The 12,851-nt window shown below is 69.6% G+C and carries 7 protein-coding genes and 1 pseudogene; 6 read left to right on the forward strand and 2 right to left on the reverse strand.

What is annotated here, in order from left to right; all coding sequences use genetic code 11:
• Nucleotides 1-124: 124 nt before the first annotated feature.
• A complete protein-coding gene (locus WBA97_RS20335; protein WP_424232455.1) occupies nucleotides 125-5,068 on the forward strand; it encodes an acyltransferase domain-containing protein in 4,944 nt (1,647 codons plus the stop codon).
• Nucleotides 5,065-5,484 (forward strand): hypothetical protein, encoded by a 420-nt coding sequence (locus tag WBA97_RS20340; RefSeq protein WP_424232456.1) that lies wholly within the window; start codon nucleotides 5,065-5,067, stop codon nucleotides 5,482-5,484. The genes WBA97_RS20335 and WBA97_RS20340 overlap by 4 nt, the downstream gene beginning before the upstream one ends.
• A gap of 9 nt (nucleotides 5,485-5,493) precedes the next feature.
• Here the strand turns inward: WBA97_RS20340 and WBA97_RS20345 are convergent, their stop codons facing one another.
• Nucleotides 5,494-6,360, reverse strand: coding sequence for a class I SAM-dependent methyltransferase (locus tag WBA97_RS20345; RefSeq protein WP_424232457.1), 867 nt, complete (start codon nucleotides 6,358-6,360; stop codon nucleotides 5,494-5,496).
• Nucleotides 6,361-6,641: 281 nt separating this feature from the next.
• Here WBA97_RS20345 and WBA97_RS20350 point away from each other — a divergent pair.
• From WBA97_RS20350 to WBA97_RS20365, 4 genes and pseudogenes are all read left to right on the forward strand, one after another.
• Nucleotides 6,642-7,031, forward strand: a pseudogene (locus WBA97_RS20350) (DUF6923 family protein); the annotation flags it as partial.
• A 22-nt stretch (nucleotides 7,032-7,053) separates the two neighbouring features.
• Entirely contained in the window at nucleotides 7,054-9,150 is a 2,097-nt protein-coding gene (locus WBA97_RS20355; protein ID WP_424232461.1) for a DUF6923 family protein, read from the forward strand.
• Between the two features lie 100 nt (nucleotides 9,151-9,250).
• Nucleotides 9,251-9,538 carry a hypothetical protein gene (locus tag WBA97_RS20360; RefSeq protein ID WP_424232458.1) on the forward strand — a complete coding sequence of 96 codons (288 nt, stop codon included), beginning with the start codon at nucleotides 9,251-9,253 and terminating at the stop codon, nucleotides 9,536-9,538.
• Nucleotides 9,539-9,747: 209 nt separating this feature from the next.
• Complete coding sequence (locus WBA97_RS20365) at nucleotides 9,748-10,806, forward strand: glycoside hydrolase family 43 protein (RefSeq protein WP_424232459.1); 1,059 nt, start codon at nucleotides 9,748-9,750, stop codon at nucleotides 10,804-10,806.
• A gap of 156 nt (nucleotides 10,807-10,962) precedes the next feature.
• On the opposite strand, the gene WBA97_RS20370 is transcribed toward WBA97_RS20365, so the two are convergent.
• Nucleotides 10,963-12,672: an IS1634 family transposase gene (locus tag WBA97_RS20370; protein ID WP_424232460.1), complete on the reverse strand. Its 1,710-nt coding sequence runs from the start codon at nucleotides 12,670-12,672 to the stop codon at nucleotides 10,963-10,965.
• Nucleotides 12,673-12,851 lie beyond the last annotated feature (179 nt).

A 12,851-nucleotide genomic window follows, 5' to 3' on the forward strand; every position in this document is an offset into this window, starting at 1 on the left:
GCTTGTCCGCCCATCAGGCCGGTGCGACAGTGGTCAGGCGGTGGATGAGACCCAACAATTGCTTGGTACGTCACGCATCCGGTTAGGAAACTTCCAACGCTCGACCACACCCTGAGGGGCCTACATGAGCGGGAACCGTCTCGATGTCGCGGTGGTGGGGATGGCCTGTCGGTTGCCGGGGGATATCGCTGGCACGGCGGACTTCTGGGAGTTTTCCCGGAGTCGATCGTGCACGGTGGGCGATGTCCCAGAGGGCCGCTGGGACGATTATTCCGAGGTGAGTCCGGAAAGTGCTTCGGCGCTGCGCGGGACCTCGCGACGTGGGTCTTTTCTGGACGATCCGTTCGCTTTCGATGCCCGTTTTTTCGGTATCTCGCCGGGGGAGGCGGCGCAGATGGATCCGCAGCACCGGCTCCTGCTGGAGGTTGCTTGGGAGGCGGTGGAGGACGCGGGTTTGTCCGCTGCGGGCCTGGCGGGTGGCCGGAGCGGGGTGTTCGTGGGTATCGGTCCGTCGGACTACGGCAGGCGGCTGCTGGAAGATCTGCCGCGGGTGCAGGCCTGGAGTGGGATCGGTGCGGGGCAGTGCGCGGCCGCCAATCGGATTTCCTACGCGCTGGATCTGCGCGGCCCGAGCCTGTCGGTGGACACCGCGTGCTCGGCGTCGCTGGTCGCCGCGCACCTGGCCTGTCGGAGCCTGGCGGCCGGGGAGTCTGACCTGGCGATCGTCGGTGGTGTGGCGTTGTCGTTGGCACCCGGTCCGGTGCGGAGTCTGCAGTTGGCCGGTGCGCTCGCTCCGGACGGCCGGTCGCGGCCGTTCGCTGCTGACGCGGCCGGGTACGGCCGGGGCGAGGGTTGTGGCGTGGTGGTCCTGCAGCGGCTGGCCGATGCGCAGCGTGCCGGCAATCCGGTGCTGGCGGTGATCCTCGGTGGCGCGGTCTGTCAGGACGGCCGCACCCAGGGCATCATGGAGCCGAGCGAGACGGCGCAGGCGGCGATGATCCGCGCGGCGTGCGCGTGCGCAGAAGTCGATCCGGGCGAGGTGGACTATGTCGAGGCGCACGGCACGGGCACCCGGCGGGGCGATCGAGCCGAACTAGCCGCACTGGCCGACGTATATGGGGCGGCCCGGAGTCGCGTTACGCCGTGTGCCATCGGTTCGGTGAAGGGCGGCATCGGTCACCTGGAGGCGGCGGCCGGGGTCGTCGGGTTGATCCATGCGGTGCTGATGTTGCGGCACGAGCTGATCCCCGGTCTGGCCGGTTCTGTGCTGCCATCGTCCGAAGTGGACTGGCCGGCCAGCGGTCTGGCCCTGGCGACCGAGCCACGTTCGTGGCCGAGGCAGGCTGGGCGGCCCCGTCGTGCGGCTGTGTCCAGCTTCGGCTACGGCGGCACGATCGCTCACCTGGTCGTGGCGGAGGCGCCAGAGGTCGAACCGTCGGCACGGGCACCACAACGGGACAGGCCGCGGATCGTGGTCTGCTCGGCCGCGTCGCCCGAGGCGCTGAGCATGTACACCAGTCGCCTCGCCGACCGGATTCGGGACGCGGACTCGTTGTCGGTCGAGGACGTCGCGCACACGTTGGCCAACCGCCGTACGCACATGAGGCACCGGATGGCGGCCGTGGCGGTCGACCGCGACGGGTTGCTGGCGGCGCTGGACGGCCACCGGCCCGGCGCGGTGGTGTCCGGCCGGGTGCCGCACGGCACACCGCGCGAGCCAGTGTGGGTCTTTTCCGGACACGGTTCCCAGTGGGCCGGCATGGGCAGGAGCCTGGTGGACACCGAACCCGCGTTCGCCGCGGCACTGGCCGCGCTGGAGCCGGTCTTCGACGACGAGTTGGGGGTCTCGCCGGGAAAGCTCCTGGAATCCGGTGACTTTCCCGGCGTCGACCGGATCCAACCGCTGATCTTCGCCATGCAGATCGGGCTCGCTGCGGTGTGTCGGGCCTACGGGCTGCGGCCGGGCGCGGTGCTCGGGCATTCGGTCGGTGAGATCGCCGCCGCGGTCACCGCCGGTGTGCTCACTCCGGATGACGGTGCCCGGTTGGTGTGCCGGCGGTCTGTGCTGCTGCGTCGCGCGGCGGGGCGCGGGCGGATGGCATTGGTGTCCCTGTCCCCCGAGCGAGTGCACGAGGAGCTCACCGGCCGGCGTGACGTGGTGGTCGCCGTGCACGCGGGCCCGAACGCGTCGGTGATCTCCGGGGATCCGGCCCCCGTCGCCGAACTGGCGGACACCTGGCGTGACAGGGGGCTGACGGTGCGGGACGTGGCGGCTGACGTCGCCTTCCACAGCCCGCACATGGATCCGTTGACGCGGCGGCTCACCTCGGCCGTCGCCGGGCTCGCGCACCACCGGGCGGCCGTGCCGGTGTACAGCACGGTAGCCCCTGGCACCACGATGTTCGGCCCGGACTACTGGGCGGCGAACCTGCGCCGCCCAGTGTTGTTCCGGGAGGCGATCGCGGCCGCGCTGGCCGATGGGTACCGGACGTTCGCGGAACTGGCGCCCCACCCCGTGGTCACCCACTCCATCCACGAGGTACTCGACGACGCCGGGGTCGCGGAGGCGCTGGCCACCGGCACGCTGCGCCGTGGCCAGGACGAGCGGACGGCCATCTACACCGCGTTCGCCCAGTTGCACTGCGCGGGCGTGTCCTTGGACTGGACGGCGTTGGCGCCTGGCTCACTCGCTCGGTTGCCCGGGACGGTGTGGCAGCACAACTCCTACCGACTGCCCGGTCCGGTCGGCACTCCCGCACCCGCGCTGCACGACCCGGCCGGCCATACCCTGCTCGGCCGGCGCATCACCGGGCCCACCCGGAGCGGCCTGACCTGTTGGCGAACGTGGCTGGCCCCGGACAACAAGCCGTACCCGGGCACGAACACGGTCGACGGATCCGAGACCGTCCCCTCGGCCGTGCTGCTCGCGACACTCGCCGCCGCCGCCCCCGGGTCGGCGCTGTCCGACGTCGTGCTGGGCGTCCCGCTGACCGGGGAGCCGCGAGAAGTGTGGGTCACCAGACAGGATGGCCGCCTGGAGATCACCTCCGGCGTCCCCGGCGACCCGGACAGCCACCTCAGCGGCGCGATCGGCGGCCCACCGCCACCCCACGCCCTCACTGCCCCCTCCGTTCCGGGGCCGTCCGAGGGCGGTGACCCGGATGCCACCGGCACGGCCTTCGCCTGGCACTCCCGTTCGGTGACCAGCGGACAGCCGTGCGCGGTGGTGTCAATGCCGGAAGGCAGCGCCGGATCGTGGGCGCCGGTACTCGATGCCGCGCTGTGGCTCGGCTGTCCGGGTGGGACGCCCGGCCGGATCGGGCGGCTGGCGCTCTACGGTCGGCCTGGCCGCACGGTGATCATCCAGAGCCGGCCCGGTCCCGGTGACCGGATCGAGGTGTTCGACCCTCATCACGGCCTGATCGCCGCACTGGACGACGTTCAGTTCGAGCCGCCCGCGCCCGCCCGCCCGCAGGATCTGGTCTTCGGCCAGGTCTGGCGGACCGGGTCGGCGGAACCGGACGCCGCCGCCCCTCGGCGTCTGGTGCTGATCGGCACACCCGAACAAGCCGCCGTCTTCCAACGCGCCGCCACCGGTGCCTGTCTGGTCGTCGCGGACCCGGGTCGGCTGGACGAACGACACCTTGGCGATCACACCGATGCGGTCCTCGTCCTGGCCCCGCCCCAGGCGGACGCACCACCGGCCGAACTCGCGGCCCGTTCCGCGCTTCGTTTGATCCAGGCCGCGCAGCGGCTCGCGGCCGCCCCGGCCGGGCCGCGGCTGTGGGCGACCACCCAGCGGGCCGCAGCCGGGCATGCCGCGCTGTTCGGGTTGGGGCGGATCATCGAGAGTGAGTACCCGCACCTGTGGGGCGGCGTCCTGGACCTCGACATGCCGGAGCCTGACGACCGCGTGGCGGCGGCGGCGCTGGCCGTGCTCGGACAAGCCCGCGGCGAGAGTGTGATCCGGGTGGACGAGTCGGGCTGGTCGGTCCCGCGGCTGGTGGCCGGACCCGGTGAGCGGAGCCGGATGCGCTGCCGTCCCGACGCCAGCTACCTGATCACGGGAGGACTGGGCGCACTCGGCACGGCGACCGCGCGGTGGCTGGTCCGGTGTGGCGCGCGACGGCTGGTTCTCCTGTCCAGAACACCGCTGCCGTCGCGCGACCGCTGGGAGCACGGCGACCCGCGGGTCACCGTGGTGCGATCGCTGGAGTCGGTCGGCGCGACAGTCCGTGTGGTCGCCGCCGACGCGGCCGACCCGGTCGCCCTGCGGCGAGCGCTGTCCCCGGACGTTCTGGATCTCCCACCGGTGGCCGGAGTCGTCCATGCCGCCGGCGTGCTGGCCGACCGGACAGTGGCCGAGACCGACGAGGCGTCACTGCGCGCCGTGTTCCGGCCCAAGGTCGGCGGGGCCTGCGCACTGCATGAACTGTTCCCACCCGGCACGCTGGACTTCTTCGTCCTGTTCTCCTCCTGCGGGCACTTGCTGGGCCTGCCCGGCCAGGCCGCGTACGCCGCGGCGAACTCGTTCCTCGACGGGCTCGCGCACCAGCGACGAGCCGCCGGTTGCGCGGGCTCGGTGAGCCTGGCCTGGACGTCGTGGCGCGGCCTCGGGATGGGGGCCAACGCGGTCGTGGACGCCGAACTGCGTGCGGCGGGGATCGGCAAGCTGACCCAGGCCGCGGCCTTCGCGGCCTGGGAGTACGCCACCGCCGGGCCGTACGCCGTGGTACTCCCCCTCCTGCCGGGCACGGCCCGCCCGCGCACCAGCGTCATGGCCGAGCTGGCCGCGTCGCCGGCGGACGCGCGGGCCCGGCCCGAGATCGCGGCCCAGGACACGGCCGAGGTCATACGCGAGGTGGTGACCGCCGACCTGGGCATCGCCCGCGCGGACCTCGACGACCACGCTCCGCTGCTCGGTCTGGGCATCGACTCGGTACTGAGCGTCGTACTGCGCGGCCGCCTGGAACAGGCACTGCACACCCGGCTGCCGGTCACCATCCTGCTCACCAGCCCCACCCTCGCCGATGTCATCGAACAGGTCCGACGAGGAGATCCCCGATGAGCTGGGACCAGTTCTCCGCGGCCCTGACCGCCGCCGCCACACGGTTCGCCGCAGGCGACCCGGAACCGTACAAGGCACTGTGGGCCCACGACGACGACGTCTGCCTGATGGGTGCCTACGGCGGGGTGCTGGTCGGCTGGCCGCGGGTCGCCGCGCGCATGGACCATGTCTCGCGCGCCCTGCGGTCCGAAGCCGATGTCCGCTTCAGCCAGGAGGTCGTGCGCGACATCGTCACCTCGGATTTCGCCCACAGCTGCCGCGTCGAACAGTTCGACCACGGGCCCGGCACCGAGTTGCTGCTGCGAAGGGTGACCCTCGGCGCCAAACCCGCCCAAGACCGCTGGTGGATCGTCCACCAGCACTCCGACCCCCTGCTCTCGGCCGCCGACCGCAGCACACCGGTGCTGCGGTGCTGACCGACCGGCTCAGACACGACGGCGTTCGGCGACAACCTCCCACGTCGGGTACAGCGCGTGGCCGTCGGCGGTGAACTCCACATCGCCATCCCGCAAATCCGGCAGGCCCATCGCGCTGATCGCCCGGCGGATCAGATCGGCGGTGAACCCGATGGTGATCGTGCCGGTCCGCAGCCCGATGATCATCCACCCCTCCAAGGGCAGCGTTTCGTACAAGCTGTCACGCGTGATACGAAACGGGCCCGGCAACCGCCGGGGCAACGCGTCGGACAGGCAGATCATCAACAGCCGCGCCCCCGGCAGGCATGCGTGGCGCAGTCCGGCCAGATAGGCACGGCGCGCCGGTTCGGCCAAACAGTGGTAGAGCGCCGAATCGACAACTGTGGCGTACCCACCCGCCAAGCGCAGTGCGGCGGCATCCGCCTGTACGAACTCGATGCCGGTCAGGCCGACCGCCTCCGCTCGGGACCGGGCCTGCGCGACCGCCGAGGCGGAGCCGTCGAAACCGGTCACGCCGTACCCCTGCCCGGCCAGCCACAACGCGTTCGACCCCGCTCCGCAACCCGCGTCCAGCACCGGCCCAGTGATCAGACCGGCCTCGTGCCAGCGCACCACCGCGTCGCGCGGCCCGGGAATCTCCCACACCGGACGATCCATGTCGACGTCCGCAAGACGCCGCCTGCCATACAGGGAATCGAACTCAGCGACACTGAACAGCATCTGACCACCATGCAACTCCGGCATCGCAGCAGTCCTCCCGTCCCTCTCCAACGCACTGACAGTCCACAAAGGATGTTCGAGATCCGGAAACAGAGCATCTCCAGGCTGGGGCCTGCCAACGTGGTGGTCAACACGCTGTCCCGCGTGCCGGAACACGGACTGGGGTGGCGGTGTGAGGAGAAGTTGTCGCAGACGACATACGGTTTCTCCCCGGGCCAGCGGGCGCGGAGAGATTTTGAGCAGGTCGAGGAGCTCGCGGTGTCGTTTGCGGTTCGGATCCGGTAGAAGATCTTGCCGGTGGTCAGGTCGGTGAGATCACCTCAGTGAGCCACGATCGGGTGGGGTTCGTGTTGGGCACTCGATTGGCACTGCACACTTCTGATAGGAGTTACAGGATCGGGATATGAAGTCGAAGGTGCGTGCTCACCGCCATGCTGATGGGCGTGGCCGTCGTGCTCTCCCTCGCGACGATCACCGTCGTCGTGCCGCCCGCGCTCGCGGCACCGGGTGATCCGTTCCCGGTCGGGCCAGGGCTCGTCTTCGTCGCCCAGGGTGACGATACCCGCCTGTATCAGGCGGTCCAGGGCACCGGCGCGATCTCGTTCAGCCCTGAAGGGCCCGCGTCCGGCGGACGCTACAACGCGATCGCGTTCAACCCCGCCGACATGTACATCTACGCGATGCGTGCCCCCGACAGCAGCAACCTGCTGCGCGTCGGTCAGGGTGGCACGGTCACCCCGATGGGCGCGGTGACCGGTCTGCCCGTGCTCGGCTACAACCAGGCCACGTTCGGCGGGGACGGCTTCATGTACGTCCGGGACGCCCAAAGCTCGACCAGGCTGTTTCCGCATCGACGTGACCACTCTGGTCGCGACGGCGGTGCCGCCGCAGGCCGCCGTGCCCAACGTGTCGGACATCGTCTGGAAGGACGGCTTCATCTGGGCCGTGTTCGAGGGTCAGACGATGTATCGCATCAACCCCGTGAGCGGTGCGGTCAGCTCGTTCCCGCTCGCCGGGCTCGGTATGGCGAACGACCCCTATGGCGCGCAGTGGGTCTATGGCAACGGGAACATCGGCGTCTCGAACAATGTCACCGGTCGCGTCTACCAGATCGCGGTGGCGAACCCGACCTCGGCCACCCCGACCTTCACGCTGGTGTCCAGCATTCCCGGGCCGGCTTCCTCCAACAACGACGGCACGTCCTATCCCGGCGCGCCGGTGAACCTGCGTGTCGTGAAGGACGCGCCGGCGACCTTCGTCCCCGGCGGCACGGTCGCGTACTCGATGACCGTCGTCAACGACGGGCCAGGGGTGTCCAGCGGGTGGGTGTTGAACGACGCGACGCCTGCCGCCCTGGTGAATCCCACGACCACCTCACCTGGGTGCGCGATCGTCAACGGCGCGATGAGCTGTGCCGGCGGACCCCTCGGCGTCGGCGAGGCGGTGACGGTCTCCTTCAGCGGGACCACCGCCGCCACCCAGGCCGACCGCATCACCAACACCGTGACCGTCGTGGGCAACGAGACCGACCCCACCCCGGCTGACGACACCGACGACGCCACCACCTGCCCCAGCACCACGGGCGTGCCAAGCTTCGCGGTGCAGAAGACCACGTCGTCGGCGGTGGTGCATGCCGGCGACACAGTGACCTACAGGATCACGGTGATGAACACCGGCAGCGTCGAATTCACCGACGCCACCCCGGCCAGCTTCGCCGACGACCTGTCCGACGTCCTCGACGACGCCGTCCTCGGCGCGGTGACCGGTGGCGCCACGGTCTCGGGGACGACGCTGAGGTGGCAGGGTCCGCTGGCGGTCGGCGAAGCAGTCGTGATCAACTACCAGGTCACCGTCAAGGGCGAGGGGCGAGGCGATTCCACGCTGACCAACGTGGTCGTCCCCGGACAGGACGGTGAGTGCGCCGTCGCCGAGCAGTGCACCACCACGGTCCTGGTCGCCGCGTACACGGTCACCAAGGTGGCACTGACCGAGCCGCCGGTCGTCCCCGGCCAGCGGGTCGACTACCGGATCACCGTCGAGAACACCGGTGGCTACGCCTTCACGGCGCAGGCCCCGGCGTCGTTCACCGACGACCTGACCGACGACCTCGACGACGCGGTGCTCGACGAGTCCTCGATCACCGGCGGCGCGACGTACGCCCAACCGCTGCTGTCCTGGTCGGGTGCGCTCGGCATCGGCTCGACCGTGACCATCGACTACACCGTGACGGTCGCCGACCCGGACACCGGCGACCATTCGCTCGTCAACACCGTGGTCACCCCGCCGGGTTCCGGGGGCGGCTGTCCGGAAGGGACCGGGGATCCGGTGTGCACCACGATCGTGCCGGTCCGGGCTTACACGGTCGCCAAGGCGGTGACGGTCGAGGGGACCGACCCGGTCACACTTCGGTACACGATCACCGTCACGAATGTCGGGCAGGCCGACTACACCGACGCCCAACCGGCGAGTTTCACCGACGACCTGACCCGTGTGCTCGACGACGCCACCTACGACGGCGACGCGGCGGCGGGCGCAACCTTCGCCGCGCCGAACCTGACGTGGTCGGGTGCGCTCGCGGTCGGCGAGAGCACCACGGTCACGTATTCCGTGACGGCGAACAGCCCGGTCACCGGGGACGGCCGCCTGCGCAACACGGTGCTCCCGGACGCCGAGTCGGGCGGTTCGTGCGCCAGTGCCACGGCCTGTGCCACCGACACTCCGATCCCCGGAACCGACCCCGGTCCGGGGCCTGATCCCAACCCAGGGCCGGATCCCGGACCAGGACCGGGACCCGCGCCTGACGGCAGCGGTCCGACCGGCGCTATGCACGGCCTTGCCCTCACCGGATCGTCCGTCCTCGACCTGCTGCTGGCGGCCGTCGCCATGATCGGCGCCGGTGTGCTGCTCTGCGTCCGCCGTCGGAGGCGGCCCGCGCAGGCGCTGTGACGGCACGGTGCACTGAAACCGGGCGTGATCGGTCCAGGGCTGGCTGACCGGGTTGGCCTGGGTGGGTGCCGGGTCAGAACATGCTGTGGGGATTGGCCGGTTGTTCGTGCACGACGCTCCAGTGTTCGGTGATCAGGCCGTCCTGGACGCGGAAGATTTCCACGGTGGCGATGATTCGCTGGATGTCGGAGCCCGCCGCGATCAGGGCCTGTCCTTGTGGGCCGAGGAAGAAGTCGGCGAACGCCTGGCGCCCGATGGTCGTCGCGGGGTTGTGCGAGATGAATCGTTGTATCTCTTCCAGAAGGCGCGTCGCGCGAGCTGCCGCTGCTCTCGCCTCGGAAACTGCTTTGTGGAGCTGAAGATCGAACCGCGGGTGAAATCGAACTGACCGACGCCGATAGGGCGGTCAGGTGGGACCGGACAGTCCGATCTGCCGCGAATGCCCCACCGTCCACAACCCCCGTAGTGCGACTCACAAGGCAGGCCGGTGAGTCTTCGACAAAGTTGGGACTTGACCGGTGAAGAGTTGACAAGGCACGCTCGGTGACAGTGCTTCGCGGTCACGTCGGGGTGACCGCCGGGTCCCGGAGGTTGGCCATGCGACTGCTCCGTTCTGTGTTCCTCGTCCTCGCGTTCGTGGTCACCGGGGTGGTGGGCGTGGTCGCACCGAACGACGCTGTCGCCGGGAACACCGGTTTGCGTGCCGCCGATCCGAGCGTTCTGCGGGTGGGCGGCACGTACATCTCGGTCCAGTCGACCGGCGGCGGCATCGCTGTTCGGCAGGCGTCCTCGACCGACGGACTCGCCGGTGCGCCCGAGCGACAGGTGTGGTCGGACACGGGCGGTCTCGGTGAGGTGTGGGCACCGGAGATCGTCATGGACTCGGGCCGGTTCTACATCTACTTCTCGGCGGGCGCCGGCGGTGCGCACCGCATGTACGCGATCAGCTCGGCGACCGCGGACAGCGGCTACGGCGCCGCGACGCGGCTCGCGCTGCCGGACGACAAGTGGGCCGTCGACGGCACCCTGTTCACCTTCGGCGGGCAGCGCTGGTTCGTCTGGTCCGGCTGGGAGGGAGACACCAACGTCGAGCAGAACCTCTACATCGCGCGGATGGGCGACCCGGTGACGCCGACCGGCGGCCGGTACGTGATCTCCCAGCCGCGCGAGAGCTGGGAACGCGTCGTGGGCAACCCGTTCATCAACGAAGGCCCCGAACCAATCATCGACCCGAACGGCCAGCTGCACGTCGTGTACTCGGCGAACGGCAGCTGGAGCGACCACTACTGCCTCGCCGACCTGCGGCTTCGCGCGGGCGGCGACCCGACCTACGTGTGGGACTGGTACAAGTCCAACGGCTGCCTCTTCGGCTCCCACCACGAGACCATGATGGCGGGCTGGGATCCCACGTTGTACGTCGACGGTCCGGGCCACCACACGTTCGTCCTGCTGAACGGCGACATCGGCACCAGCCCCCCACCCGGCGCCAACTTCCCGTCGATGTTCCACGCGGTGGCCAAGGGCACGCCGTACACCTGGGAAAACCGACACTGGTACACCGGATCGTTCCTGTGGTGGGGCAACATCGCCTACAGCCGAGCCAACGTCCCAGGCCCCAACGTGGACACCGGCTGGAGCCTGAAGTTCTTCGAGTAACGACCCACCCGGCCACAGGAAGGCGAACTGTTCGCGGAGTGTCCTGCGTTCCACAGATCAGGTTGCTGACTGGTCGGTGAAAACAGTGGTTGAGCTGCGGGAACGACTGTTTGCCCGGTGACGGGGCGTGTCACTAGGTGGTGGTGTCGTGGCTGGTCAGGGGGTCGCGGGTGTGGCCTCGTGGACGCGGCGGGGTTCGGGCAGGCCGAGTGCGTCGAGGATCTTCTTGGCCGCCGGGGTCAGCTCGGTGCGCTGCCGGAACGCCCCGGCCGGGCCGGTGAAGGTGCCCAGGTGCAGGCGCTGGAGTTCCTCGCGCAGCGTCGTCCAGGTCTGGCCGGTGCCGGTCTCGGCGATGCGGATGAGCAACAACGCGAGCCAGCAGAGCAGGACATGGGCGCGTATGCGCTCCTCGACACGGTGGTAGACCGGCCGCAGATCGATGATCTGCTTCATGTCTCTCCATCCCCGCTCGACTTCGAGAAGTTGCTTGTATCCCAAGGCGATGTCCTCGGCGGTCAGCTTGGGGTCGGAGCAGCGCAGCAGGAACTTGCCGTCCAGGTTCGCTTCGGCGTCGACGGCCTTCTTGTCGATGCGCAGCAGCCCGCCGGGTGTGGTGCGCAGATAGCGTTTCAGGCCGGGTTTGGTGGAGATGACGCCGCGCAACTCGGCGCGCTTGTCCTTGCCGAGCTTGTCGGATCCGGCGATGGTCTCGTCCAGCAGTGCGACCATCTTCGCCCGGATCGCCGCGTCACGGGTCGCGGCGTCGGGGTTGAAGCAGATCACGAACCGGTCGTCGGCCAGGTCGGCGTCGAGGCGGACTTCCTTGATCTGCAGGTTGTCCGCAACGGTTCGGTAGCGGCCCTGGCGGGACAATGCGGCGTCGGCTTCCGGGGTGCCCCCGCGCAGTTTCTCGCCGAGGATGTAGTGACCGCCGGCCTTCTGCAGGTAGCGGCGGTTGGCCGCCGAGGTGAACCCGCGGTCGGCAACCCATACGATTCTGGACAGGGACCAGTCCCGCATGTCGTCCTTGACCTGCCGGATCAGGGCGCTGTCGGCGGTGTTTCCGGGCCAGGCCCAACATCTGACCGGGATCCCGTCGCGGGTGACGGCCATCCCGACCACGATCTGCGGCAGATCCGGGCGGGAGTCCTTGGACTTGCCGAAGGTCCGGAACCCGGTCTCGCGCACCACGTCATCGCCGTCACCGTCGACGACCCGGCCGCGCTCGTCGCGACCGGCCGGGCTGTCGGCGTCCTCGGTCTCGAAGTAGGTGGAGGTGGTGTCGAAGAACAGTAGGTCGACTTCCAGGTTCAGCAGAGTCGCGGTGTTGTCGTAGACGATCCGCGACAGCTCCGGCTCGGCCTCGATCAGCCAGTCCATCGCCCGGTAGCAGGCCTCGTCGACGACAGCGTCCAGGCCGTCGATGTGCACGTCGTGCTCGATCCAGCGGGTCGCGGCCAACTTGGAGGACGGTGCCAGGGCCCGGTTGGCGACCAGCGCGAACAAGATCCGCTCGACCTTGGCATCCCTGCGGGTGCCGGTCAGCATCGATCGCATCGCGGTGTCGATGCCGAGCTTTCGCCACAACCCGTCCAGGACGAACGCCCCGCCCAGCGGCCGGGAATCGACGAACCGCAGATCGGCCGAAGTGGTCGCGGACAGGGCTTCGCCGGGCCCCAGCAGCCGGCACAGCGCCGCAACCAGCCTTCGGATACCGGCGACGTCGAGTTGGTCCTCCCGGCCGAAGGAGTACAGCACCTTCGTCTTCGACGACTTCGACGCCGGGTCCCACTCGTTGTGGGCCAGTTGCAGATAGCCGACCACCCGGCCGTCGCCGGTCCGCCGCGTCGAGCGCTTCACATACACGACAGCAGACCCTAGCGATCGACCTCCTAGGAGAACAAGCAGAGCCTGCAGGTCACTGCGGGTAGCCACGCGAAACGTGTCACTAGGCGTTTTCGGTGTTTCCGCTAGGTCGCAACGTCCTGACCTGCCACGACGCCACCAGACATGTCATCAGATCCCGATTATCTGTGGAACGCAGG

The sequence above is a fragment of the Actinophytocola sp. genome, from assembly GCF_049647105.1.
Classification (GTDB): Bacteria; Actinomycetota; Actinomycetes; order Mycobacteriales; family Pseudonocardiaceae; genus Actinophytocola.